This window comes from Mycolicibacter acidiphilus, from assembly GCF_018455725.1.
GTDB lineage: Bacteria > Actinomycetota > Actinomycetes > Mycobacteriales > Mycobacteriaceae > Mycobacterium > Mycobacterium acidiphilum.
Window position 1 is genome coordinate 1 of record NZ_JAHCLR010000040.1, and the last position, 25612, is coordinate 25612.

Sequence of the window (25612 nt, forward strand, 5' to 3'; positions counted from 1 at the left end):
GGTGCCACCCGCGCCGCCGGCGCTGTGCGCGCCCTCGGCCGCGCCGCCGGCCCCGCCGATCCCGCCGTTGCCCGCGGTGCCGCCGAACAGTGACACGGTCGATCCGCCGTCGCCGCCGGCGCCACCGGCGCCACCGACACTGCTCACGCCGTCCGCGGCGCCGCCTTCGCCGCCGGCCCCGCCGGTGCCGCCGTCGATACCGCCGAACCGGGCGACGCTCACCCCGCCGGTGCCGCCGTCTCCGCCGGCGCCGGCGGTCAGACCGGCTCCACCGTCCCCGCCCGCGCCGCCGTTGCCGCCGACGCTGAACAGGTCACCGCTCTTGGCCAGGCTCGTTGAGGTCGACCCGGTACCGGCCGGGATGTGCGCACCACCGCCGGCGCCGCCGTTGCCGCCCGCACCGGCCGTGCCCGAGGCGTCGGCGCCGCCCGCCCCGCCGTTCCCGCCGTCGCCCGCGATGCCGAACACCTGCCCGGCCTGGCCGCCGGCACCGCCGTCACCGCCGTTGCCGGCGGCCAGGCCGTCGCCACCGTTCCCGCCGTCGCCGCCGACGCCGATCGAGGTCCCGCCGTTGCCGCCGAGACCGCCGGCCGCACCGGCGCCGCCGTCGCCGCCGGCCCCGCCGTTGCCGAACAGGCCGGCGTCGCCGCCGTTGCCACCGGCCACCCCGGCGGCATCCGTGCTGTAGCCGTTGCCGCCGTCACCGAAGAGCAGGCCGCCGTCGCCACCATTGACGTCGGTTGCGGTGCCGTCCGCGCCGTTGCAGATCAGCCCGCACACGTCGCCGGTGGCGAACATCGGGTTGATCGCCTTGTCGAACTCGGCGCCGAACGAACTGGTCATCCAGTCCTGCATGTCGGTGTGCAGTTGCATGTAGAGCATTCCCGCACCGAAGTCGACCAGGGCGGAGCCCGGGTCCGCCCCGGCCGATCCGGCGGTCAGCGCGGTGTCCAGGCCGCCGGTCGGGTCGGCCAGGTTCAGCGCGGCCGGGTCGAACGCGGCGCTGCCGGCGTCGGCGACCTGACCGGGGTCCAGCCACAGGCTCGGGTCGAACAGGTCGTCCAGCCCGAATTCGGCATTGGCCGAAGGCATTCCGAGCCCGAAGGTCAGGGCCGCGCCGGCCGCGGTGCCCAGTGTCAGTGCGCGACGGCGCTTCTCACGGGATCGTGCGGCTTTGCGGTGAGCTGACATGTGTGCACCTTTCGACGGTGAAATCGCCACGGCCGCCTCGCGATCTGCGAAGCGGCCGTAGTCGGGCCGAAAATATCGTAAAACGATCTACCGGCTTTCCAGCTGGATTACGACTGTGGAATCGCTGCGCTGGGCGAACCGGCGGCGCCGACGGTGCCGTCCGCGCCGCCGTTGCCCCCGGCGCCGCCGGCCACACCGTCGACGCCGTTGGCCGTGCTTGTGCCGTTGGTGCCGGCGCTGCCGTTGCCACCGTTGCCGCCGGCGCCATTGCCGTTCGCGCCGATCTGACCGCCGTTGCCGCCCGCCCCGCCATTGCCGCCGTTGCCGCCGTTGGTGTCGGCGTTGGTGGTGGAGTTCAGGCCCTGCTGGCCGCCGTTGCCGCCGGCCCCGCCGTCGCCACCGTTGCCGCCGTTCGCCGCCGCCGTGCCGTCGCCGCCGTTGCCACCCGCCCCACCGGTGCCGCCGGTGCCGTCATGCGTGAAGCCACTGGTGGTGCCGCCGTTGCCGCCGTCGCCGCCGTTGCCGCCGTCGCCGCCGTTGCCGCCGACGCCCGCGTCGCCGTTACCGCCGGTGCCGCCGACGCCGCCGTTGATCCCGGCGCCGCCCGCGCCGCCGTTGCCGCCGGTGCCGCCGTTGCTGCCGTCGCCGCCGTTCCCGCCGGCGGCGTCGTGGGCGCTGGTGTTCGGCGGCATGGCGTTGCTACTGCCCGTCCCGCCGGCGCCGCCGTTGCCGCCCGTGCCGCCGCTGCTGCCGGTGCCGCCGTTGCCTCCGGCGCCGGCGGTTCCCGCGTCGCCGCCGAACCCGCCGTTGCCGCCGTGGCCGCCGGTCCCGCCGTGACCGGCATCGCCGATGCCTCCGGTCCCGCCGTTGCCGCCGTTTTCACCGTCACCGGTTCCGCCGGCCCCGCCGTCGCCTCCGGTGCCGCCGTTGACCCCGGTACCGCCGGTGCCGCCCTGGCCGCCTTCGCCCAAGAGTCCGTTGGACTGCCCGCCGGCACCGCCGGCCCCGCCGTTGCCACCCGTGCTGCCGGTGCCGTCACCGGCGCCGCCGCCCCCGCCGCCGCCACCACCCGCGGCGTCGACCGGGCCCGACGGGCCGTGCAGGTCGGCCGGGTTGAGTCCGGAGAACGCACCGGCGTGGCCGGCGCCGCCGGTGCCGGCCACGCCGCCGCCACTGGTTCCGCCCGCGCCGCCGTCGCCGCCGGTGCCGCTGTTGCCGTAGTGGAGAGCCGGGTTGTCGACGGCGCCGCCGCTGCCGCCGGAGCCGCCGTGGCCGGCCAGCGCCCCGTCGACGCCGTTGCCGCCCACGCCGCCGTCGCCGCCGTTGCCGCCGTTGACGTTGCTGGACTGGGAGAAGCCGTCGCCGCCGCCCCCGCCGTCACCGCCGTTGCCCGCGTGCGCGCCGGCGCCGGAGGCGGTGCCGCCGTCGCCGCCGTTGCCGCCGGTGCCGCCGTTCGCGCTGATGCCCATCATGCCGAGGCCGCCACCGGCTCCGCCTGTGCCGCCGTCACCGGCCGTGGCGTCGATTCCGGTGGCGTTGCCGCCGGTGCCGCCGTCGCCGCCGGTGGCGGTGTTGCCACCGAACACTGCCCCGCCGGCGTTGTTGGGGTTCATGCCGCTGAGGAAGTCGTAGCTGCCGCCGGTGCCGCCGTTACCGGCAGTGGCGCCGTCGCCGGTGGCGTCGCCGCCGGTGCCGCCGTTGCCGTCGGTGGCGTTGAAGCCGGCGACGAACGTCTTGCCGAAGTCGGTGCCGGTGATGCCGCCGGTGCCGCCGTTGCCGCCGACGCTGCCTGTGCCGGTGGCCGCGCCGCCGTTGCCGCCGGCCCCGCCGGTGCCGGAGAACAGTGCGCCGAGGCCGCCGTCGCCGCCGTCGCCGGCGGTGCCACCATCAGTGGTGGCCCCGCCGGTGCCGCCGGCCCCGCCGGTGCTGAAGAGGAAGCCGCCGTTGCCGCCGTTGCCGCCGTCAGCACCCTCGCCGCCGGTGCCGCCGACGCCGCCGTTGCCCCAGCCCTCGGCGTTGCCGCCGTTGCCGCCGACCGTCCCGGCCGCATCCGAGCTGTACCCGGCGCCGCCGTCGCCGAAGAGCCAGCCGCCGTTGCCGCCGGTCGGGTCGGCGGCGGTGCCGGTGTCACCGTTGCAGATCAGGCCGCAGGAGCCGTCGAAGGCGAACAGCGGGTTGACGGCCTTCTCGAAGTCCTGGCCGGCGGCGGTGCTCATCCACGTCTCGACGGCGGTGTGCACCTGCAGGTAGATGCTCTGCCCGAAGTCCTCGGTCGGGTCCACCGGTGCGACGGCGGCGGAACCGGCGCCGTCCAGCCACTGCGCCAGATCCCCGGCGGGAGTCGCGCTCAGCCCCAGGGTGTCCGGGTCGAACGACACACCGCTCAGGTCGGCGGCCGAACCGGCGTCGAACCAGGAACTCGGGTCGAACAGGTCGTCCAGCCCGAATTCGGCGGTGGCCGCCGGGGCGGCGGCCAGCGGACCCAGTGCGAGGGCCAGGGCGGCACCGACCGAGGTGCTGAGCGCGAACGTGCGGTGCAGACGGGGCACAGGGGCTCCTAACGGAAAGTGACAATCCGGCTTGTTCAAAGGTTGAGCTTAGGTGCCGCTCACTTGCCGTTCACTGGACCATTTCTGAAAAATCGCTGGTCGAGATTGTGAAAAGTCAGAGCGCCGACGGGCCCGTGAGCAGGTCCAGGAGCTGGTACTTCACGACCTTGCCGGACTGGGTACGCGGCAGCGCGTCGACGAACTCCAGTCGCAGCGGGATCTTGAACGCCGCCAGCTTGTCGCGGGCGTACTCGCGCAGCTCATCCAGGGTCAGCGTCGCGCCGGGGCGCAGCACCACCACCGCCGTGACGGCCTCGCCCCAGCGCGGGTGCGGGGTGCCCAGCACCGCGACCTCGGCGATCGCCGGATGCCCGTACAGCACGTCCGTAGCGGCAGCGCGCCTGAAAGATGTGCAACTCGTCGCCGACGACGCGGTAGCTGCTCACTCGACGAGTTCGCCGCGGATTCCCTGCCCGGCGTCCAGGGTGTCGCCGGACACCAGCACGGCGCGATCCGCCCTGTAGGAGTTGCGAGTGTCGGCGGTCACACCGAACCGAATGTCCCCGCTTTATGTCGCAGCGTGATTTTTTGTGTGACTGCGCACAAATGGCGGAGAGAAACTGTGAAATGCAGCCGTCTGCACGGTGATAACTGAAAGACGGCGAAGTGACGCGCGTCTCAAAATCATCGCTGACCAGGTGAAACATCGGATACGAGTGAGTTTTTCGCACCCGGTTCGAAGAGTTCGGTTTCCCCGGGCCAATCCGTGAAGTTCACCTTCCGTGTGGCCGGATGTCATTTCCTGCGGTTACGTTCGTCGCCGCCGGGTGGTGGTCATCCGGCGGTTATCGAGGAGAGGTTCGACGATGGGCGATCGCCGGCGTGGCGGCTTGGGCAGTGCAGCGGTACGACACCGGGTGGCCGGCGTCTGCTGCGCGGCCGGGGCGCTGCTGGGGGTCGCGGCGGGCTCACCGGCCCACGCCGACATCGACGACCTGATCGACACGGTCCTCAACGCGGCGACGGCCGGCGTCGACCACGCCGGTGGGGCGCTGGCCGGGTTCTCCCCGGACGCCTTCGTGCCGGGCGACTTCGACCCGGCCGCGTTCATCCCGGGGGACATCGCGGCTCCGGAGGACCTCGCGACGGCACTGGCCGGTGCGGCGGAGCCCGGCGCGTTCACCGACCCGCTCAGCCAACTCGACCAGGCGTTCAGCGGCGGCGACGCGCAACTCAGCGCCGCCATGCACCAGTTGGACGAATCCTGGATCAACGCCGACCCGACCGGTGCCGCCGACAACCCGGCCGAGTCGCACGGCGAGAGCTTCCTCTACGGCGGCAGTGATGACCACGGGGACGGCGACACCAGCGCTTCGGCGGCCTCCGTCGACGGGACCGGCCACAGCGCCGACAGTCCGAGCGCCGACGGCCACAGCACCGACGCCCAGGCTCACGACGGCCAGACCAGCGACCAGACCAGCGGTCAGACCAGCGACCAGAACGGCAACCACAACGACGGCAACAGCAGCGGCAGCAGCAGCAACTCAAGCATGCCGAAGCTCAGCGCCCCCAGCATCCCCAAGGGCGGCAGCGGCGGAAGCGGTGGTGGCGGCAACGGTGGTGGCGGCAACGGCGGCGGCGGGAACAACAGCGGTCCGAAGAACAACCGCAGCGCGGCGCGGGTTCCGGGCAGCACCCTGCCGGGCGACCCGTACGGACCGTGACCGGCGGTGGGCCCGGCGTGACAGGCTGGGCTGATGCCGAGGTCGATCTGCGACATCCTGCCGTCCGCCGCCGCCCTGCTGGGGGTGCCCGGCGCCGAGGATGTCCTCGGGCTGGCTGACCGGGTCGGCGACGTCAACCGGGTGGTGCTGGTGCTGGTCGACGGGCTGGGCTATCACCTGCTGCCGCAGCTGGTCGAGGACGCCTCGCTGCTGGCGTCGGTGCTGGCCGGCCGGCAGACAGAACGAGCCGGGCGGCTGACGGAACTGGCCTGCACATTCCCGTCGACCACACCGACCTCGCTGACCTCGCTGGGAACCGGGGTGCCGCCCGGTCAGCACGGGATCCTCGGCTTCACCGTCAACGTCCCGGGCACCGAGCGGGTGCTCAACCACATCTTCTGGCGGGACGACCCGGCGCCGGCGGACTGGCAGCCGGTGCCGACCTGGTTCGAGCGGCTGCGCGACGCCGGTATCGACGCACGGGCGGTGCTGCCGGACCTGTTCATCGGCAGCGGGCTGACCGAATCCGCCTACCGGGGGGCGCAGTTCATCCCGACGGCGAAGGGTGAGCGCTACGCGCAGCGAGTGAGTGCGGAGCTGGCCGCCGGCCCCGGCCTGGTCTACGGCTACACCGCCGCACTGGACCATGCGGCGCACCTCTCCGGCATCGGCTCGTCGCACTGGCACACCGCCGCCGCCCGCGTCGATGCGCTGCTGCGCCACCTGGTGGCGACCCTGCCCGGCGACGCCGCCCTGCTGGTCACCGCCGACCACGGCGGCCTCAACGTGCCGCCGCAGGCGCGCATCGACCTCGACGCCGACCCGCGGCTGGCCGCCGGGGTGCGGGTGGTCGCCGGTGAACCGCGGGTGCGCTACCTGCACACCGAACCGGGTGCCGCGCCGGACGTGCAGGCCGCCTGGTCGGGGCTACTGGAAGGCCGGGCACAGGTGCACAGCCGCGACGAGGCGGTGGCAGCCGGGCTGTTCGGGCCGGTGCGCGACGAGCATCTGGCCCGCATCGGCGACGTCGTCGTCGTCTGTACCGGTGACACCGCGGTGCTGGCCAGCGCACACGAGCCGAAGGAGGTGGCCGGCCTCGTAGGTTTTCATGGCGGGCTCACCCCGGCCGAGACGGCGATCCCGCTGATCACCTTCCGTTGACTCTGCGTCCAGGGCGCGGTGCAGTCGTACTTTTCCGCCGTCAGCGCAGAGTCAACGCCTAATCGGCGTCGCCGTACTCGTCGAACCAGTAGGCGAGCTTGCCGCGCCGGCTGACCGCGCGCAGTCGGCGCTCGGCGGCGGTGCGGGTCGTCGTGGTGGTGACGATCAGCAGTTCGTCGCCGATCGTGATGCGGGTGTCGGGCTGCGGGACGAACGTCTCACCCTTGCGGATGATCAGCGTGATGACGCTCGGATCCGGCAGCCGCAGTTCCAGCACCGACACGTTGTGCAGCCGGGAGCCGGGCTGCACCGTCATCGTCAACAGCTCGGCGTCCAGCACGTCCAGCGGCGCCGCCTCCACCTGCAGCTCCCGGGTGGAATCCCGCGGCACCAGCCGCAGGCTGTGCGCCAACGGCCCCAGGCTGGGCCCCTGCACCACGGTGTACACCACCACCAGGATGAAGACGATGTTGAGCAGCCGGAAGCTGTACGGCACGCCCTCGACGATCGGGAACGTCGCCAACACGATCGGCACCGCCCCGCGCAGGCCGGCCCAGGACAGGAAGATCTGTTCGCGCCACGGCACCTTGAACCACACCAGTGAGGCCACCACCGACAGCGGCCGGCTGAGCAGCAACAGCACCGCCCCGATGATCAGCGCCGGCATCAGCTCACGCGGCAACTGACTCGGACTGACCAGCAGCCCCAGCAGCACGAACAGGCCGATCTGCGCCAGCCAGCCCAGTCCCTCGGCGAAGGAGCGGATCGCCGCGCGGTGCGGCAGCCCGGAGTTCGCCAGCACCACCCCGGACAGGTAGGCGGCGATGAACCCGCTGGCATGGGCGGTGCCCGCCGCGGCGAACGCCACCATGGCCAGCCCGAACGTGGCCAGCGGGTACAGCCCGGATGCCGGCAGCGCGGCCCGGCGCAGCGCGAACGCCCCGGCGAAGCCGACCGCCAGGCCGATCGCGGTGCCGGCCGCCAACTCGTAGACCACCCCGCCGATCGCGGTGAGCGGGTCGACCACCAGCGGCGTGGTGCTCAGCATCAGCACGACGATCGCGGCGGGGGCGTCGTTGAAACCGGATTCGGCCTCCAGCAGCCCGGCCACCCGGCGCGGCAGCGGCAGCACCCGCAGGATCGAGAACACCGCGGCGGCGTCGGTGGGGGAGACGATCGCGCCGAGCAGGAACGACAGCTGCCAGTTCATCCCGAGCAGCAGGTGGGCGCCGACGGCCACCACCGCCATGCTGACGCCGACGCCGACGGTGGCCAGCACCCCGGCCGGGGCCAGCAGCCGCCGGATGTCGGAGAACCGCGTCGTCAAACCGCCCTCGACCAGGATCACGGCCAGCGCGGCGGTGCCCAGATCGCTGGCCAGCTGCACGTCGGAGAAGTCCAGCCCCAGGCCGTCGTTGCCGATCGCCACCCCGACCGCCAGGAACAGCAGCAGGCTCGGCAGGCCGACGCGGTCGGCCGCCCGGGTGAACATGATGCTGGCGAGCAGCACCACACCGGCGATGAGCAGCGCCACGTAGAGCTGCTGCAACGACATGTCATCCCCGTTCGGGCGGCGGGCGGGTGAAGCGACCCCGCCCGAGCGGCCAGCGGGGTCGCGTTAGCTGCCAGTAAATCAGTAGCCTCTGTTCCGACGGTGCTACACCCGGGCACAGGTGAGGAGAGTCGGTATGCGCATCGGGATCGCCGGCGCCGGCGCGGTCGGACGGTCCGTGGCGCGGGAACTGATCGGCGACGGCCACCGGGTGCTGCTGATCGAGCGCAACCCGGACCACTACGAGCCGCGTTCGGTGCCGGAGGCCGAATGGCTGCTCGCCGACGCCTGCGAGCTGTCCGCCCTGGAGGAATGCGGCATCCAGCTTTGCGACGTGGTGATCGCCGCGACCGGCGACGACAAGGTGAACCTGGCCATCGCGCTGCTGGCCAAGTCGGAGTTCGAGGTGGACCGGATGGTCGCCCGGGTCAACAACGCCAACAACGAGTGGCTGTTCACCGAGGGCTGGGGCATCGACGTCGCGGTGTCCACGCCGCGCGCGATGGTCGCCGCCGTCGAGGGCGCCATCGACGTCGGCCACCCGGTGCAGTTGATGGGGCTGCGCAGCGGGCAGGCCAACCTGACGAAGCTGACGCTGCCCGACGACAATGCGCTGATCGGGCAGCGGGTGTGCGACCTGACGCTGCCGGAGAACACCGCGCTGGTCGCAGTGCTGCGCGGCGGTGCGGTGCTGCTGCCGCGGTCGGCTGACGCGCTGGCTGCCGGCGACGAGATGCTGGTCGCCGCGGCGGACGGGATGGCCGACCGGCTGCTGGCGGTGGTGTTCGGCGCCGACGGGGGGTCGCGTTGAGCGCGGTGCCGGCGCCGCGCGACAACCGGGCCAACCTGGACACCGGCGCCGGCGTCATCGCCACGGTGCTGGCGGCCGCCCGCGCCGCTGCGACCATCCGCGGACTGATGAACGATCCGTACGCGGCGCCACTGGTGCATGCGGTGGGGTTGGAGATCTGCAACCGGATCGCCGACGGTCAGATGGACCCGTCCCGGCTCGGCGACGACGGCGGATTCCCCCGGCTGGCGGAGTTCGCCGCGGCCCGCACCGGGTTCTTCGACGCGTTCTTCGCCGACGCGGCACGTGGCGGCATCCGGCAGGCGGTGATCCTCGGGTCGGGCCTGGACACCAGCGCCTACCGGCTGTGGTGGCCGACCGGCACCAGCGTCTACGAGGTCGATCAGCCGCGGGTGGTCGATTTCAAGACGGCCACCATGCGGGCCCTGGGTGCGACGCCGAGCACCGCCCGTCGTGCGGTCGGGATCGATCTGCGCGACGACTGGCCCGCGGCGCTGCAGCGGGTGGGCTTCGACCGGGCCGCACCCACCGCCTGGGTCATCGAGGGCCTGCTGGTCTGGTACGTGCCGTCGGATGCGCAGAATCGGCTGCTGGACGGGGTCACCGAACTCAGTGCCCCGGGCAGTCGGTTCGCCGCCTCCTACACCGTGCCGCCGAACCATTCGCAGGCGGTGCACTCCGAGTCGCTGGTGCAGAACTGGCGGCGGCGCGGCCTGAGCCTGACCGGTGCCGGGCCGTTCTATTCCGGTGAGCACACCGACGTGGTGCGCTACCTGGCCGACAGTGGTTGGGTGACAACCGATTCCGGGATCGGTGAGTTGTTCGCGGCGGCCCGGCTGCCGTTGCTGTCGCTGCAGGAACTCGACGGTGCGCCGACGTCGATCCGGTACCTGGCGGCGACCCGCCGGTAGGCGGTGTGGACCCGCCCACCAAAGACGTTCTGTCGCAACACGATCAAGTCGCGGTACGATGAAACGTGAACGCGTGACGCAGATCACCGGCCGACGGTGACCTGCGATTTCCGCTTGCTTGCAGCGTGCACACGGCGAACTCCCAGCGGGCGGTCGTAGATTCGGCGCACAGCCGCGAAAATGATCGCGGACTGGTTGATTCGCCGGAACTGTCGGAGGCTGTCATGGCACGATCGGAGCGCACCGCGGGGTTCGCGGCTGCCCGGTCCATTGCCGTCGCCTCGTCCAACGTCACCTGCAAAGTGCATCTTGAGCGCAAGCTGCACCGGCCGTGGCGCAAACGCGGATCGTAGTCGCACTTTTACCCGGCCTGGCCTGACCTCGAGTCGGTGGACCGGCCGGTTTCTGCGAACACCCGAATTGTCCGCGGAGCGTCGAGATGTGCGCCGGATCGCTGCGCGCGGGTTCGACGCCGCGTCTCATGCTTTCCGTCATGCGCTAAGAGGTTGGTTCCCATGGATTTTGGAGCGTTGCCACCGGAGGTGAATTCCGGCCGGATGTACGCCGGCGCCGGGCCCGGGCCGATGCTGGCCGCCGCAGCGGCCTGGGAGGGCCTGGCAGCCGAACTGCACTCGGCGGCAGTCGGTTACGGATCCGCGGTCTCCGATCTGTCCGACGGCTGGCATGGGCCGTCGGCTGAGTCGATGGCCGCTGCGGCGACGCCGTTCACCGAATGGCTGGCGGCCACCGCCGCCCAGGCGGAGCAGACCGCAACGCAGGCGATCGCGGCGGCCGCCGCCTATGAGGCGGCGTTCGCCGCGACCGTCCCGCCGCCGGTGATCGCCGCGAACCGCAGTCTGCTGCTGATGCTGATCGCGACGAACATCCTGGGGCAGAACACGACTGCGATCGCCGGCACCGAGGCACACTACGCCGAGATGTGGGCGCAGGATGCGACCGCGATGTACTCCTACGCGGGCGCGGCAGCGGCCGCCACGCGGCTTGCGCCGTTCGCCGCTGCGCCGTCGACCACCGGCCGGGGCGGTGCGGCCGCGGCGCTGTCGACGGTGCCCGACGCGCTGCGCGGCGTGGCCGGGTCGGCGTCATCGGCGCTCGACGAGGTCAACCGCGGACTGTCGGGTCTGTCCGGGCTGCTGGGGAACCTCGGCGGACCGTGGTCGCCGTTCGGGACGATGGCCAACGTCGGCACCAGTTGGCTGACGTCCATGCAGATCCTGGCGCTGGCGCAGAACGTGCCGGGCGTGGTCAGCATGCTCAGCGGCGCCCCGCCGGTCACCGGCGCGCTGGGGCCGCTGTCGGGTGGGTTCATCTCCTATCAGGCCCCACTGGCGGCCGGTACGGGAACAGCGGTGTCCTCGGTGTCGGCGGTGACCGGGCAGTCCAGCCTGGTCGGGTCGCTGTCGGTGCCGAGCGCGTGGTCGGCCAAAGCCCCGGCGGTGCGGCTGCTGTCGGCGTCGCTGCCGAGTTCGGCCACGCCGGTGAACATCGCATCGACCAGCGGGATGTTCAACGAGATGGCGCTCTCCTCGCTGGCCGGGCGGGCCGTCGGCGGCACCACCGTGCACGCGGTGGCCGGTGGCGGTTCCCGGGTGATCGGGAAGGCGCCCGACACCGAACAGTTGACGACGGCCACCATCCTGGTGATCCCGGTGGCCGAGGAATAGCGGCGAATCCGTCATCGGCACAACCGATCCCGACAGAGAGGGAATCCCATGAAACTGCGACTCGCACTGCTCGGTGTCTGCGCACTGATCGGCTTCGCGGCGCCCGCCCACGCCGACACCGGCTCCGACGCCCCACCCGACGCCGACACGGTGGCCACCGTCGCGAACGCCGGCTTCCTCGACTCGCTGCGCGCAGCGGGCATCACCTACGCGAACCCGGGCAGGGTCATCGACGCCGGACGGGCGGTCTGCGGCCTGGTGAACCGCGGCGAACCGGGCCTGGAGGTCGTCAGCGACATCAAGGCGAACAACCCCGGCTTCACCACCGACGGGGCCGCCCAGTTCGCCGCGATCTCCGCCCGGTCGTTCTGCCCGCAGCAGTTGGCGAAGCGATGAGGTCGGTGTTCGGTGCTGCCGGTCACCGCATCGAAATCCGCTGCGGCGGTGTGCTTGTCGACGAGGCGGTGCGGCCGGTGTCGCTGTCGGGGCTGGCGGTGCTGCAGGTGCTGGCCGCGCGGCGCGGCAACGTCGTGGCCCGCGACGACCTGCTGCAGGTGCTGCCGGGCAAGACGAACAGCACCCACGCGGTGGAGGCCGCGGTAGCGCGACTGCGAACTGCGCTGGGGGACAAGCGGATCATCGCCACCGTCGTCAAACGCGGCTACCGGCTGGCGGTGGACGAGGCGCGGTAGGTCAGTGCCGCTGCGCTCGGCTGCGGGCGGCCTCGGCGGCTTCGGCGATCGGACCGCGCCACAGATCGCCGTGGCCGGGCGCCAGGATCTCGGTGTCCAGCAGCGCCAGCGCCGACAGGCTGCGCAGGCAGCCGTCCTGGCTGTGGCTGAACAACTCCGGCAGTAGCTGCGGGCCGCGGTGCGGCAGCAGCGGGTGCCCGGTCACCAGGGCGTCGCCGCTGGCCAACACGCCGTCGACCACATACGAGCAGTGCCCGCGGGTGTGCCCGGGGGTGGGGATCGGCAGCGGCTGGCCGGGTAGCCCGGCCGCGATCTCCGGGGTCAGCGGCTCCGCGGTCGGGATGCCCTCCCGGTTCAGGCCGCCGTTGCGCAGCACGTGCATCGTCCACACCGCCCAGCTCGGCCGCCACAGATTCGGGGCGATCGCCAGCGGGGACGCCTGCTCCAGGTACTGCCGCTTGGCGTGGCCGACCTCGTCGGCGTGGCAATACACCGGTGTGCCATAGGTTTTCGCGAGCCAGATCGCCGCGCCGAAATGGTCGACGTGGGCGTGGGTGAGCAGCACCGCGCGCACGTCGGCGGCGTGGTAGCCCAGCGCGCCCAGCGACGCCAGCACATCGGTGCGGTCACCGGGATACCCGGCGTCGATCAGCAGCACCCCGGTGTCGTCGGTGACCAGCAGCCAGTTGACCGCGTCACCGCGGGCCAGGTGCACCCGTTCGGTGACCGGGATGAGCTCGACCAGGCGCTCCGTCATGCCCGTGATCTTAGGAAGTGCCCGGGAGAGTAGAAAAGGTGAATGGCTGAACTGAGACTGGGATACAAGGCGTCGGCTGAGCAGTTCGGGCCGCGAGAACTCGTCGAGCTCGGCGTGGCGGCCGAAGCGCACGGCATGGACAGCGCCACCGTCAGCGACCACTTCCAACCGTGGCGGCACGACGGCGGGCACGCCCCGTTCTCGCTGTCCTGGCTGACTGCGGTCGGCGAGCGCACCGAGCGGATCCTGCTCGGCACCTCCGTGCTCACCCCGACGTTCCGATACAACCCGGCCGTCATCGCCCAGGCATTCGCGACCATGGGCTGCCTGTACCCGGGGCGGGTCTTCCTCGGGGTGGGCACCGGCGAGGCGCTCAACGAGATCGCCACCGGATTCACCGGCGACTGGCCGGATTTCAAGGAGCGCTTCGCAAGGCTGCGCGAATCGGTGCGGCTGATGCGCGAACTGTGGCAGGGCGGCCGCGTCGATTTCGACGGCGACTACTACCGACTGCAGGGCGCCTTCATCTACGACGTGCCCGACGACGGGGTCCCGGTGTACATCGCCGCCGGGGGGCCGGTGGTGGCCAAGTACGCCGGGCGGGCCGGTGACGGATTCATCTGCACCTCCGGCAAGGGCGCGGAACTGTACGCCGACAAGCTGATGCCGGCGGTGACCGAGGGCGCCGCCGCGGCGGGACGGTCGATCGAGGACGTCGACCGGATGATCGAGATCAAGATCTCCTACGACCCGGATCCTGAGCTGGCGTTGAACAACACCCGGTTCTGGGCGCCGCTGTCGCTGAGCGCCGAGCAGAAGACGTCCATCCACGATCCGATCGAGATGGAGCGCGCCGCCGACGCCCTGCCGATCGAGCAGATCGCCAAGCGCTGGATCGTCGCCTCCGACCCCGATGATGCCGTCGAACAGGTCGGTCAGTACGTCAAGTGGGGCCTGAACCACCTGGTGTTCCACGCCCCCGGCCACGACCAGCGCCGGTTCCTGGAGTTGTTCAAGACCGACTTGGAGCCGCGGCTGCGCCGGCTGGGGTAATCCGCGACGGTGGACGTTAGTCGTGCATTCCGTGCGATTGCCTACTGCATGAATTGATCTTGAACAAGAACTCTGATTTCGCTCCCGATAAGCTGATCTTTCAGTAGTTTGACCCCCAGGAACGTCATATCTCAATTCTATATAGGGGGTTTGGCAGACTGGTCGGCGCAATGGCGGGCGGAGCGGTCGGTGGCAGGTTCGGCGAATGGCCGGAGCATCCTCGGTGGTCGGGGCGTTTCTGGCATTCGGGCTCAGCCCCCTGGGGGCGTCGGCTCACGCCGACGGTTTCGATGACATGTTCGACCCGAGCGCGTGGAGTGCGCTGTTCGACGTGTCCGGCAGCGCGGCACCGGGTGACGATTTCGGAGCCGAGCTGGCGCAGGCGTTCCAGACCGACTTCTGGCTGCCGTTCCACACCGCGCTGCAGGACTGGATTACCAGTCCGCTCGGCATTCAGGTGGACGGCGCGATCAACGACATGTTCAAGTCGTTCACCCCGGACAATTTCTGCGGCGTGATCTGCAACGGTGTCGACGGCACCGCGACCGACGTGAACGGCGGCGACGGCGGCTGGTGGTTCGGCGACGGCGGGGCCGGCTGGGTCAGCGATGAGCAGGGCGTGGCCGGCGGCAACGGCGGCGACGCCGGCGGCTGGGGCAACGGCGGCGACGGCGGCGCCGGCGGCCTGGGCGCCGACGGTGGCGACGGCGGGACCGGCGGCGAGTGGTGGGGCAACGGCGGTGACGGCGGTGCCGGTGGCACCGGCACGTTCTTGAACGGCGGCACCGGCGTGGGCGGCAACGGCGGCGACGGCGGCAACTCCGCGAGCCAGCCGCCGACGGACCTCTTCGCGCACGGCGCGGCCGGTAACGGCGGTAATGGCGGCCAGGGCGGTGCGGGTGCGGCCGGCACCAACGGTGGTGACGGCGCCGGAACCGGCGGTGTCGGCGGTGATGGGACCGGCGGCGCTCTCGGCGGCAACGGTGGCAACGGCGGCAACGGCGGAATCCTGCTGGGCAGCGGTGGCAACGCCGGCGCCGGCGGGACCGGCGGCGTGGGCGGCAACGGTGGGGACGGCACGTCAGGGGTGACCAACGCCGCCGGTGACGGCACCAACGGGGCGCTCGGCGGCAGCGGCGCCGACGGCGGCAAGGGCGGCAACGGCGGCACCGTCGGCGGTAAGGGCGGCTTCTTCGGTGCGAACGGCGGTACGGGCGCGGCCGGTGACGGCGGCAACGGAGGCACCGGCGGTCTCGGCGGTAACGGCGGCAACGGAGCGGACGCCACCACCGCCGGTGCGGCCGGGGGGGCCGGGGGCAACGCGGCCGGCGGCGGCCACGGCGGGAGCGGGGGCCAGGGCGGTGTCTCGGGCGCCGGCGTCGGTGGGACCGGCGGCAATGCCGGCGGCGGTGGCAATGCGGGCACGGCCGGTCACGGTGGTGCGGGCGCGGATGGCGGCGCCGGCGATGCCGCGGGCAAGGGCGGCGCCGGCGGCAACGGCGCCGACGGTGGTACCGCGGGCAACGCCGGGGTCGGCGGCACCGGCCCCGGCGGAAACGGGGCCGCCGGCCAGGGTGCCGCCGGCGGCACCGACAGCGACGGCGGCAACGGCGGCAAGGGCGGCGACGGCGACGGCCTCAATTCGACCGGCACGGCCGGGCAAGCGGGCGGGGCCGGCGGCAAGGGCGGCAATGCCGGCGCCAACGCGAACGGTGGTCTCGGCGGCAACGGCGGCAACGGGGCGCCCGGAACTGAGGGCGACGTCGGCCTGGCCGGTATCACCGGCGGCGCCGGTGGTGACGGCGGTGCCGGCGGACTCGGTGGCAGCGAATCCGGCAACGGCGGCAATGGCGGCTCCGGCGGTCTCGGCGCCACCGGCGGCACCGGCGGCAACGGCAGTGCCGCCGGCAGCAACGGCGGCGGTGGCGGCTTCGGCGGCCACGGTGGCAACGCCGGCGCGGGCGGGGCGGCGAACAACGCAACCGGCACCGACGGCACCACCGGCAACGGCGGCAACGGCGGTACGGGCGGCAACGGCGGCAACGCCACCGGCGACAAGAACATCGCCGGTGCCGGCGGCTGGGGCGGCGATGGCGGCAACGGCGGTGACGGCAGCACCACGGTCGCCGGCAACGGTGGTGTCGGCGGCAACGGCGGTGACGGCAACGCCACGTCGAGCGGCAACACCGGCGGCCTGGGCGGCAACGGTGGCCACGGCCCGGTCGGTGGCAACGGCGGCGACGGCGGGCTGGGCGGCAAGGATGCCAACGCCGGCAGCACCGGCGGTCTCGGCGGCGCCGGCGGTACCGGGGCCGGCAACAACGGCGGCAACGGGGGCGCCGGCGCCGGTGGTGGCGGTGGTGGCATCGGCACCGCGGGCGGCACCGGCGGTGCCGGTGGTGCCGGCGGCGACGGTGGCGCGGCCACCGGAACCGGCGCGACCGGCGGTGACGGCGGCAAGGGCTTCTGGGGCGGCACCGGTCAGGGAGCCGGTGCGGTCGGTGGAGTCGGCGGCGGTGGTGGCAACGGCGGCAGCGCGACCGCAACTGGCGGCGGGACCGCCACCGGCGGCAACGGCGGCTACGGCTACACCGGTGGGCACGCCGAGGGCACCGGCACCCATGGCGGCGCCGGCGGCACCGGCGGTGCCGGCGGCAACGCGAACACCACCGGCACCGGCACGTCCACCGGCGGCAACGGCGGCGGCGGCAGCCTGGGTGGCCTGGCCACCAACGGCGGCACCAGCGGCGCCGGCGGCGGCGGCGGAGCGGGCGGCGATGCCACCTCGACGGGCGGCGGCACCGCCGCCGGTGGCCTCGGCGGTGACGGCGGCGGCGGCGGCAGCGGCAACGCCGGCACCGGCGGTGCGGGCGGTGTCGGTGGTGCGGGCGGATCCGCGACGGCCGGCGCCGGCCAGACCGAGACCGGTGGCGGCGGTGGGGCCGGCGAGAAGGGCGGCGCCGGCACTAACGGCGGCACCGGCACCGCGGGTGGCGCCGGTACCCCGGGCACTAACGCCCCCTGATCACCCGGGTGCGGCCCCGCCACGAACGGACTATGATTCCGGTCTATCGCAACGTTGCCGCTGTCGGAGGTCAAAGCGCGACTCTCGGAGATCGCCGAGGACGTCGCGGCCACCCACGAGCGCGTCCAGATCACCAAGAACGGCCGCAGCTACGTCGTGCTGCTCGCCGCGGAGGACCTCGAATCGATCGAGGCCACCCTGGAGTTGCTCAGTGACCCGGCCGCGATGGCTCGTGTCGCCGAATCCGAACGGGACATCGAGCGTGGCGAGGTTCTCGGTGAGCGGGCCGTCCGCGACCTGCTGCGCGCACGCGGATCAGCCGGCGGTGCATGACGTTTCAGGTCGTCGTGACCCGGACGGCCGCCCGGCAACTCGCTGATCGCCTACCGGAGTCGGTCGCCGCCGCTTGCGTCGAGTTCGTCTTCGGGCCGCTGGCGCAGTCGCCACGGCGTGTCGGCACGCCCCTGCGCCCACGCTTCGAAGGGCAGTGGCGGGCCCGCCGCGGTGAGTATCGGGTTCGCTACCGGATCGACGACCCGGCGCAGGTGGTCTACGTCGTCGACGTCGATCATCGCCGCGACGCGTACCGCAGCTGATTGAGCCGCGGCTGCGCCGAGGTGACGCAGCCGCGGCCCCGGCTCAGAAGGTGTTGAGCAATTCCGCGACCACGTTGGTGAGGTCCACGGACAGGTCCCCGTCCAGCGACACCGGCAGGTTCAGGGATGCCAACAGGTCGTGCAGCAGCGGTCCCGCTTCGAGTACCGGGTTGGCCACGGTCAGGTCGACGCCTTCGATATGCCCGAACAAGATGCCGCTCACCGCCAGCAGATCCTTCGACAGATCCGCGATGTAGGCCGGCACCGCCGAGCCGTGGAACAGGTCGTCGAGGTGAACCGGGATCTGCAGCGAGTCGGGGATGTCGATGCCGGTCGGGATCTCGACGGTGTTCCCCCCGAAGTCGAATTCGGGGATGGTGTAACTGATGTGGTCCGGCACATGCGGGAGCGCCACCTGAACGGTCTCGCCGCCGACGGCGGTCTCCGGGATCGTGTAGTCGATCGAATCCGGCAGGTTCAGGTGCAGCGGGATGTCGACGGTCTGCCCGCCGAAGGTGTGCTCGGGCAGTGTGTAGCTGATGTGATCGGGGAAGTGGGTCGGGATGCTGACGGTGTTGCCGCCGATGCAGTGGCCGAAGACGCATTCCTCCGGCAGTTTGTAACTGATCTCAGACGGGAAGCCCGTCTTGATGTCGATGGTGTTCCCGCCGACGGTCTCCTCGGGGATGGTGTAGCTGATGTGGTCCGGGAGGTTCAGGTTCAGCGGGATGTGCACCGTCTGGCCGCCGACGACGTCCTTCGGGATGGTGTAGCTGATGTGGTCGGGCAGGTTCAGCGAACTCAGTGAGATGTCGACGGTGTTCCCGCCGCCGTGGAATTCGGGGATGTCGAACTTGATGCTGCTCGGAATGTCGATGCCGACCTTGTCCAGCGCCTCGTTCAGGTCGACGTTGACCGCCAGTGAGCCGGTGCCCAGCGACAGCGGATCGCTCATCGTGTGCGTGCCGCCCGCGTAGGCCACCATGTCCGCCAAGGTTTTCTGCAGTGCCTGCGATGCGGAGATGGCACCGGTGGCCAGGTGATCGTGCGAATTGCCGGTGAGCAGACCGAACGCCGCTGCGTCGTCGGAGCCGGATGCGCCGTTCAGGTAGGCGTTGAGCAGGGAGGTGGGCAGCAGGCCCAGATCCTTGAATGCCTGGGTGAAGTCGCCGGCCTTGATGCTGTCGGTTAAGGAATCACTCAGCTGGTTGGCGGTGCTGAAAACCGCTTCGAGACCCAGGGTGGGGCCGGTCAGGCTCAGCGCGCCCACCGTCAGCAGCGAGAGTGGGCTGAACACGTCGGTGTCGGCGTGGCCGGTGAGCAGGGCCTTGAGCCCCTCGCTCACGCCCGGTGTGACCGTGTCGGTGAAGAAGTTCGGTGCGTGCTCTAATCCCTGCGGGTACAGCGCATTCCAGTTCGCCTCGGTGTTCTGCCACAGCTGGGTCGCATCCACGAAGGCTGCGCTCGCGCCACTGGTGAGCTCAACCAGGCGGTGCGCCGCGCCGAGCTGCGGTGCGGTGGGGGCGGCGGCGATCAGACCGGCGCCGGTGATCACGACGCTGGCGGTGACCCAGGGCCGCAGTGCGTGCTGCATGAACACTCCTTGTTAAAAGCTGATTGGGAGCTGGACGTTAGCATCCGATTCAACCAACTTCGCAGTACGCGGACGAAAGTTCACATTCCTCAGCTGTTAGCTGTGTGCTGCATCCCTACTGGTCGCGGAGCTGAGCGGGGTTTCCGGCCATCCTGTCGGGTGTGAGCGAAGGAACACCGCAGTAAAAGTGTCAGAACGTGCTCATCGGCCGCACCGCGTTGGCCATGTCGACCAGTGCGTAGCGGTGCGCCTGGGTGGGCGCCAACCGGGCCAGGCCGCGCAAAGCGGTCTCCACCCCGAGGCGCAGCCCGTGCTCGGTGAACGGGAAGCCGAGGATGTGGTTGGTGCTGGCCTCGTGCTCGCCCAGCCAGTCCATCGCCGCGCCCAGCACCAGCGCCCGGATCTGCAGCACCCGCGGTTCGGTGTCCGGCAGCGCCTCCACCCGCCGCGCCGCGTCGCGGATCTGTGCCTCGGTGATCTCGTGGGCGGTCCGCCCGGACAGCAGCGTCACCGCCGAGGTCAACCGGGCGGTCGTGAAATGCCGTGAGGTGGCGGGCACTTCGTCGAGGGTGCGCACCGCCGCGGCCCGGTCGCCCTCCACCGACAGGGCGCGGGCCAGCCCGAATGCGGCCGAGACCACGCTGTCGTCGGTGCGCCACACCGATTCGTAGAAGGCGCGCTCGTCGTCGGTGCCCGCCAGTTCGGCCGTCGCGGCCATCGCCATTTTCGGCGCCAGTTCGCCGGGGAACATGTCCAGCACCTCGGTGAAGTCCTTGCGGGCCGCGTCGTAGTCGCCGGTGAGCAGGCCGGCCACCCCGCGGAACCAGATCAGCCGCCACCGCCAGCCGACCTGGTCGGCGAGGTCGTCGAGCTTGCTGGTGGCCTTGGTGACGTTGCCGAGGTCCAGCAGTGCCCGCACCTCCATCAGCGGCAGCGCGATCGACTCGGTCAGGTCGATGGTCTCGTTGTCGGCCGCGCTGTGCCGCACTGCGCGCAGCGAGTCCAGCGTCTGCACCGGCTCACTCAGCTCGATCGACGACAGCACCTGTGCCGCAACGTCGGTCGGGTCGATCAGCGGTACCTGCAGTGCGCCGACGATCTCCCGGGCGGTCAGCTTCTGGGAGTGCACGTGCCCGTCCAGGTAGACGTCGGTGTGCGCGACCAGCAGGTGCTCGCCGAACGTGGAGCGAGACCGGGTGAACACCGTCGACAGTCCCGGCCGCGGCACCCCGCTGTCGCGGGCGACCACCTCGCGCAGCACCCCCATCAACTGGGCCGACATCTCCTCGGCGGAGGTGAACCGCCGCCGCGGGTCGGGGTCGATGGCGCGGCGCAGCAGTCGGTGGAACGAGTCGTACTTCACCAGGATCGGGTCGTCCTCAGGCAGTCCGTCGACGTACCGGCCGTCGCGGGTGCGCAGTTTCAGCGTCAGCGCCGCCAGGGTGCGGCCCACCGTGTAGATGTCGGTGGCCACCGTCGGGCCGGTGCGAACGATGTCCGGTGCCTGGTAGCCCGGCGTGCCGTAGAGGTAGCCGAATGAGTTGACCCGCGACACCGCGCCCAGGTCGATCAGCTTGAGCTGCTCCTCGGTCAGCACGATGTTCTCCGGCTTCAGGTCGTTGTAGACCAGGCCGAGGGAGTGCAGATATGCCAGTGCCGGAAGGATTTCCAGCATGTAGGCGATGGCCTGCGCCACCGGCAGCCGGCTGCCGCGGCGCTGCTTGAGCGACTGCCCGCCGACGTACTCCATCACGATGTAGCCGACCGGGTCCCCGTGCGCGTCGGGGGACTGAACGAAGTTGAAGATCTTCACGATCGACGGATGCGTCACCTCGGCCAGGAACTGCCGCTCGGCCATCGCGATCGCCTGCGCCTCGGCGTCGCCGGAGTGCACCAGGCCTTTGAGCACAACCGGGCGCTCGTTGACGTTGTGGTCGACCGCCAGATACACCCAGCCCAGTCCGCCGTGCGCGATGCAGCCCTTGATCTCGTACTGGCCCGCTACCAGATCACCCGGCTTCAGTTGCGGCAGAAACGAATACGGACTCCCGCAGTGCGGGCACCAGCCCTCGGAGGCGGCCTCGGCATCGGCGGTGGCACGGCCGACCGGGCGGCCGCAGTTCCAGCAGAACCGCTTCGCCTCGGCGACCACGGGGTCGACCATCAGCGCCGCGATCGGGTCCACGTCGGGTACCCGCGGGATCTCCACCAGCCCGCCGCCGAGCCGGCGGTTCGGCACCGCGACGCGGGTGACGACGGTGTCCGACAGCCCGGTGCCGCCGGCCGGTGACTCCGTGTCGGACTCGGCGCGGGGCCGGAAGATGGCCTGGGTGGACATCGGGCGGCGCACCGACGACGACTCGACCAGCACGTCGGCGCGCTGCGTGGCCGGACCCTCGTCCTCGGGGTAGTCGTCGGCGGGCTCGTCGGTGTCGTCGGAAGTCTCTGCCATCAGTCCGAATACCTCGGGGTGGGTGGCACCGGCGCCGGGCCGAGCGGCGTCAACCACTTGCGGTACAGCGTGTTCCACGTGCCGTCGCGGCGGATGCGCTCCAGCGTGCCGTTGACGAAGCGGACCAGGCCGGTGTTGTGCAGGTTGATGCCGATCCCGTACGGCTCGGCGTCCATGCTGGTCCCGACGATGTGCAGGTAGGGGTCCTGGGCCTTCAGCCCGGCCAGGATCGAGTCGTCGGTGCTCGCGGCGTCCACCTGATGCTGCTGAAGGGCGACCAGGCAGTCGGCCCAGTTCACCACCGAGATGATGATCGGCGCCGGGTTGATCTGCCGGATGCGACGCAGCGAGGTGGTGCCCTGCGCGACGCAGACCCGCTTGCCGGACAGGTCGGGGGCCTGCCGGATCGAGGAGTCGCGCGGCACCAGCAGCCGCTGGTTCGCGGTCAGGTACACCGTGGAGAAGTTGACCTTCTTGCGCCGCTCGCAGGTGATGCTCATGGTCTTGACCACGATATCGACCTCGGATTTCTGCAGCGCCGCGATGCGCTCGGCGGACGCCAGAATCCGGTACTCGACCTGCACGGGGGTGCCGAAGATGTCGCGGGCCACCTCGCCGGCGATGTCGACGTCGAAGCCGGTGATCTCACCGGTGATCGGGTCGCGGAAGCTGAACAGGTTGCTGCCGATGTCCAGCCCGACCAGCAGCCGGCCGCGTTTGCGGATGTTGGCGACGGCCTCGTCGGCCTCGGCCTTGCTGCGGAACGGGCGCAGGCTGGCGGTGGCGTCGCAGTCGTCGGTGCCCGGTTCGGGTGGTTGTGGCGGCTCCGGGCTCAGCTCCTCCATACCGGCCGGCGTCGGCGGTGGCAGGGTCGGCACCGCGGTGGGCGTCGTGAACTCCGGGTGACTGCAGCCGGTCAGGATCAGCGCCGCGGCCAGTGCGGCGCCGAGGCGGCGTCTCATCGCGGCGGTCCTCATCGGTACTCGTTCAGTCGTGGCCACAGCCCGAGCGCCACCGCGATCGCGGCGCCCAGGCTGAGCACCGCGCCGCCGACCGGCGCCACCGACAGCACCCGGCGGGCGTTGAGGACGTCGCTGCGCAGCTGGCTGCGGCTGTGCTGCATGGTCTTGTCCAGGGCGGCGTCGAGCTGGTCGAACGCGGGGGTGGAGTTGGTGCCGGTGCCGCCCAGCGCGACCTGGGTGGCGGCCCGGTAGTTGCCGACGGAGATGTAGGAGTTGATCCGGTCGTTGGCCTGCAGCCACTGGTCGAGCAGCTGACCGGCGTCGGCCAGGTCAGCCTTGTCGACGGCATCGCCGCGGGCCAGGTAGTCGTCGAGCTGCTGGCGCATGGCGCTGATGCGGTCGTAGAACGTCTGCTTGCGGGTCTCCTCGTCGCCGCGCCGGATCAGCGACAGGGTCTCGTCGGCGCGGGCCTGCTGGGCGGTGATCGCCACGGCGGTGATGGCCTTCAGCGACTCGGCGCCGGTGTTCTTGGCGGTGCGGCTGCCGGTGGTGGAGATCGTCATGACGGTGCCGACCCAGATCACCATCAGCAGGATAGCCAGACCACCGGTGACCAGGCCGGGGTTGATCCGCCGTCGGGTCCGCCGGGCCAGCCAGCGATGCGCGTACGCGCCGAACAGCACGGTGGCCAGCACGACGACGAACACCGGCCCCGGCACCCGGGTGGCGACCGTGGTCTGGGTGTCGACGGTCTCCGACGTCGCCTGGTAGAGCCGCTGCGCGTCCGGCAGGATCGTGTGCTGCATCAGCTCTGAGGCCTCGGACAGGTACGACGAGCCGACCGGGTCGCCGGACCGGTTGTTGGTGCGGGCGGTCTCGATCAGGCCGGTGTAGACGGCCAGTTCGGCGTTGATCCGGCCGAGCAGCTGCACCAGCGGCTCGTCGGTCAGCCCGCCCGAGGCCCGGGTGACCGCGACGGCGGCGTCGGTGATGGCCTGCTCGTAGCGCTGACGCACCGCCAGCGGCTCGGCCTGGGCGATGAACGCGGTGGCGGCGGCGGCGTCGGCGACCGACAGCGTCGTGTAGAGCCGGCCGGCGTTGTACGCCAGCGGTTCGGTGTGGTCGAGCACCGTGGTCAGCGTGTTCTGCCGGTTGTTGATGGTGGTGGCGGTCGCGAAGGCGCTGGCGCCGCCGAGGCAGGCGAGGATGATCCCGATGGTCAGGATCAGGCCGGGGGTGGTGGTGAAGAACCACCAGCGCGGGCGCGCCGATTCGGTCGGCGACCGCGACCCCAGCGGTTCGGTTGACGGATGCGCCAACTCAACGGTCACGTCTGTTCAGACTCCATCCCTGCAGCTGCCTGTCGCTCCAACGATAATAAAGGGATTCTAAGAGCGTACCGGCGTTCCGGCGCTTCGCCACGACGGGAGTTGCGAAAATGTTGCGCGGGCCGCTGGGGTGACGGTGTGGGCCGGGGCCGCTGCCGCCCCGCCGGGACCGCCGTTACTCTCGATTCCGTGCGGGGTGATGGTGACGGGTGGGCGTTCTCCGACACTGGCACGCGCTACTGGGGCCGACACGGTGCGGCGGGCCTGCTGCTGCGGGCGCCCCAGCACGACGGCAACCGGGCGGTGCTGCTGCAGCACCGGGCGTGGTGGAGTCACCAGGGCGGCACCTGGGCGCTGCCCGGCGGTGCGCGCGACAGCCACGAGACCCCCGAGCAGGCCGCGGTGCGCGAGGCGCAGGAGGAAACCGGCCTGGCGCCCGACCGCATCGTGATCCAGGCGGCCGTCGTCACCGCCACCGTCAGCGGCGCGACCTGGACCTACACCACGGTGATCGCCGACACCGACGAGCTGCTGCCGGTCACCCCCAACCGGGAGAGCACCGAACTGCGCTGGGTCGCCGAGGACGAGGTGGCCGGGCTGCGGCTGCACCCCGGCTTCGCCGCCAGCTGGCCGGACTTACGCGGATTCGGCCTGCTTGGCTGACGTCTTCCGGGCCGGTCGGCGGGCTTGGACAGTGCGGCGTTGTGCCCGCCTCTGAGCGACAACGGGGGCACCGAACGGAGATTTGACGGGCGTAGTCGCGCAGAGGCGGGCAAAAACCCTGCCGCCTCAGGCAGTGGTCGCCTCCGTGGCCGCCTCAGCCGGCGGCGTCCAGCGCCGCCCGCAGCGCCGCCGCGGCCGCCCGCGGATCCTCCGCCGCGGTGATCGCCCGCACCACCACCACCCGGCGAGCGCCGGCGGCCAGCACCTCACCCAGCCGCTCGGCGTCGATCCCGCCGATCGCGAACCACGGCTTGTCGCCGGCCGCCGCGGCCGCCGTGCCGAGCAGTTCCAGGCCGGGCGCGGGACGACCCGGCTTGGTCGGGGTGGGCCAGCACGGGCCGACGCAGAAGTAGTCGACGGACTCAGCGGCGGCCGCGCGCACCTGGGCGGCGTCGTGGGTGGAGCGGCCGATCAGCGGATCCGGGCCGATGATCTCCCGGGCCATCGACAGCGGCAGGTCGTCCTGTCCCAGGTGCAGGATGTCGGCGCCGGCGGCGCGGGCGATGTCGGCGCGGTCGTTGACCGACAGCAGCGCGCCGTGCCGGTGGGCGGCGTCGGCGAGGACGGCCAGCGCCTCCAGTTCACCGCGCGCCTCCAGTGGGCCGAACTTCTGCTCGCCGGGCGACCCCTTGTCGCGCAACTGGATGAGGTCCACCCCGCCGGCCAGCGCGGCGTCGGCGAATTCGGCCAGGTCGCCGCGTTCCCGGCGGGCGTCGGTGCACAGGTACAGCCGTGCGTCGGCGAGCCGGGCGCGAAGTGCGGAGCGTTTGTGCACATCGCGACGGTAGCGGCTAGCCTCGACAGTCGATACCGCGGAGGGATGCGAGGGTGCCGCAAACAGCCGAG

The 25612-nt window shown here is 71.8% G+C and carries 20 protein-coding genes and 2 pseudogenes; 12 read left to right on the forward strand and 10 right to left on the reverse strand.

Annotation, left to right across the window (positions count from 1 at the left end):
* The 3 genes and pseudogenes from KIH27_RS23035 to KIH27_RS17015 form a co-directional block, all read right to left on the reverse strand.
* A partial coding sequence (locus tag KIH27_RS23035) for a PGRS repeat-containing protein (RefSeq protein WP_372451408.1) occupies window positions 1-1191 on the reverse strand: 1191 nt, incomplete at its 3' end.
* Window positions 1192-1298: 107 nt separating this feature from the next.
* Entirely contained in the window at window positions 1299-3740 is a 2442-nt protein-coding gene (locus tag KIH27_RS17010) for a PGRS repeat-containing protein (RefSeq protein WP_214094149.1), read from the reverse strand.
* A gap of 115 nt (window positions 3741-3855) precedes the next feature.
* Window positions 3856-4137 (reverse strand): annotated as a pseudogene (locus KIH27_RS17015) (AMP-binding enzyme); the annotation flags it as partial.
* A gap of 469 nt (window positions 4138-4606) precedes the next feature.
* Between KIH27_RS17015 and KIH27_RS17020 the strand changes: the two are divergent.
* Together KIH27_RS17020 and KIH27_RS17025 are read left to right on the forward strand one after the other, a co-directional pair.
* A complete protein-coding gene (locus KIH27_RS17020) occupies window positions 4607-5464 on the forward strand; it encodes a hypothetical protein (RefSeq protein WP_214094150.1) in 858 nt (285 codons plus the stop codon).
* A gap of 33 nt (window positions 5465-5497) precedes the next feature.
* Window positions 5498-6625: an alkaline phosphatase family protein gene (locus tag KIH27_RS17025; RefSeq protein ID WP_214094151.1), complete on the forward strand. Its 1128-nt coding sequence runs from the start codon at window positions 5498-5500 to the stop codon at window positions 6623-6625.
* 58 nt (window positions 6626-6683) lie between these two features.
* Here KIH27_RS17025 and KIH27_RS17030 read toward each other — a convergent pair whose 3' ends face one another.
* Entirely contained in the window at window positions 6684-8180 is a 1497-nt protein-coding gene (locus tag KIH27_RS17030) for a potassium/proton antiporter (protein ID WP_214094152.1), read from the reverse strand.
* Between the two features lie 133 nt (window positions 8181-8313).
* Between KIH27_RS17030 and KIH27_RS17035 the strand changes: the two genes are divergently transcribed.
* The 5 genes and pseudogenes from KIH27_RS17035 to KIH27_RS17055 all read left to right on the forward strand — a co-directional run.
* Window positions 8314-8988, forward strand: coding sequence for a potassium channel family protein (locus KIH27_RS17035; protein ID WP_214094153.1), 675 nt, complete (start codon window positions 8314-8316; stop codon window positions 8986-8988).
* Window positions 8985-9899: an SAM-dependent methyltransferase gene (locus tag KIH27_RS17040; protein WP_214094154.1), complete on the forward strand. Its 915-nt coding sequence runs from the start codon at window positions 8985-8987 to the stop codon at window positions 9897-9899. The genes KIH27_RS17035 and KIH27_RS17040 overlap by 4 nt, the downstream gene beginning before the upstream one ends.
* Before the next feature lie 515 nt (window positions 9900-10414).
* Window positions 10415-11584, forward strand: coding sequence for a PPE family protein (locus KIH27_RS17045; RefSeq protein ID WP_214094155.1), 1170 nt, complete (start codon window positions 10415-10417; stop codon window positions 11582-11584).
* A gap of 48 nt (window positions 11585-11632) precedes the next feature.
* On the forward strand, window positions 11633-11980 hold the full coding sequence (locus KIH27_RS17050; RefSeq protein ID WP_214094156.1) for a DUF732 domain-containing protein: 348 nt from the start codon (window positions 11633-11635) through the stop codon (window positions 11978-11980).
* An 8-nt stretch (window positions 11981-11988) separates the two neighbouring features.
* A pseudogene (locus KIH27_RS17055) lies at window positions 11989-12276 on the forward strand (winged helix-turn-helix domain-containing protein); the annotation flags it as partial.
* A 1-nt stretch (window position 12277) separates the two neighbouring features.
* On the opposite strand, the gene KIH27_RS17060 reads toward KIH27_RS17055, so the two are convergent.
* The gene (locus KIH27_RS17060; protein WP_214094195.1) at window positions 12278-13021 is read right to left on the reverse strand and encodes an MBL fold metallo-hydrolase; all 744 of its coding nucleotides are present in this window, start codon (window positions 13019-13021) and stop codon (window positions 12278-12280) included.
* A gap of 54 nt (window positions 13022-13075) precedes the next feature.
* On the opposite strand from KIH27_RS17060, the gene fgd reads away from it, so the two are divergent.
* The 4 genes from fgd (at window position 13076) to KIH27_RS17080 (ending at window position 17707) form a co-directional block, all read left to right on the forward strand.
* The gene (fgd, locus tag KIH27_RS17065; RefSeq protein WP_214094158.1) at window positions 13076-14086 is read left to right on the forward strand and encodes a glucose-6-phosphate dehydrogenase (coenzyme-F420); all 1011 of its coding nucleotides are present in this window, start codon (window positions 13076-13078) and stop codon (window positions 14084-14086) included.
* A gap of 205 nt (window positions 14087-14291) precedes the next feature.
* A complete protein-coding gene (locus tag KIH27_RS23040; protein WP_214094159.1) occupies window positions 14292-17111 on the forward strand; it encodes a PGRS repeat-containing protein in 2820 nt (939 codons plus the stop codon).
* Window positions 17112-17165: 54 nt separating this feature from the next.
* A complete protein-coding gene (locus tag KIH27_RS17075; RefSeq protein WP_214094160.1) occupies window positions 17166-17444 on the forward strand; it encodes a type II toxin-antitoxin system Phd/YefM family antitoxin in 279 nt (92 codons plus the stop codon).
* Complete coding sequence (locus KIH27_RS17080; protein WP_214094161.1) at window positions 17441-17707, forward strand: type II toxin-antitoxin system RelE family toxin; 267 nt, start codon at window positions 17441-17443, stop codon at window positions 17705-17707. The genes KIH27_RS17075 and KIH27_RS17080 overlap by 4 nt, the downstream gene beginning before the upstream one ends.
* Before the next feature lie 43 nt (window positions 17708-17750).
* Here the strand turns inward: KIH27_RS17080 and KIH27_RS17085 are convergent, their stop codons facing one another.
* From KIH27_RS17085 to glnX, 4 genes are all read right to left on the reverse strand, one after another.
* A complete protein-coding gene (locus KIH27_RS17085; RefSeq protein ID WP_214094162.1) occupies window positions 17751-19301 on the reverse strand; it encodes a hypothetical protein in 1551 nt (516 codons plus the stop codon).
* 190 nt (window positions 19302-19491) lie between these two features.
* Window positions 19492-21753: a serine/threonine-protein kinase PknG gene (locus tag KIH27_RS17090; protein WP_214094163.1), complete on the reverse strand. Its 2262-nt coding sequence runs from the start codon at window positions 21751-21753 to the stop codon at window positions 19492-19494.
* Window positions 21753-22730, reverse strand: coding sequence for a glutamate ABC transporter substrate-binding protein (locus KIH27_RS17095; protein WP_214094164.1), 978 nt, complete (start codon window positions 22728-22730; stop codon window positions 21753-21755). Before KIH27_RS17095 ends, KIH27_RS17090 begins: the two co-directional genes overlap by 1 nt.
* Complete coding sequence (gene glnX / locus KIH27_RS17100; RefSeq protein ID WP_214094165.1) at window positions 22727-24046, reverse strand: protein kinase G-activating protein GlnX; 1320 nt, start codon at window positions 24044-24046, stop codon at window positions 22727-22729. The genes KIH27_RS17095 and glnX overlap by 4 nt, the downstream gene beginning before the upstream one ends.
* A 186-nt stretch (window positions 24047-24232) precedes the next feature.
* Between glnX and KIH27_RS17105 the strand changes: the two genes are divergently transcribed.
* Window positions 24233-24706 carry an NUDIX hydrolase gene (locus KIH27_RS17105; protein ID WP_214094166.1) on the forward strand — a complete coding sequence of 158 codons (474 nt, stop codon included), beginning with the start codon at window positions 24233-24235 and terminating at the stop codon, window positions 24704-24706.
* A gap of 154 nt (window positions 24707-24860) precedes the next feature.
* Here the strand turns inward: KIH27_RS17105 and thiE are convergent, their stop codons facing one another.
* On the reverse strand, window positions 24861-25541 hold the full coding sequence (gene thiE / locus KIH27_RS17110; RefSeq protein ID WP_214094167.1) for a thiamine phosphate synthase: 681 nt from the start codon (window positions 25539-25541) through the stop codon (window positions 24861-24863).
* Window positions 25542-25612 lie beyond the last annotated feature (71 nt).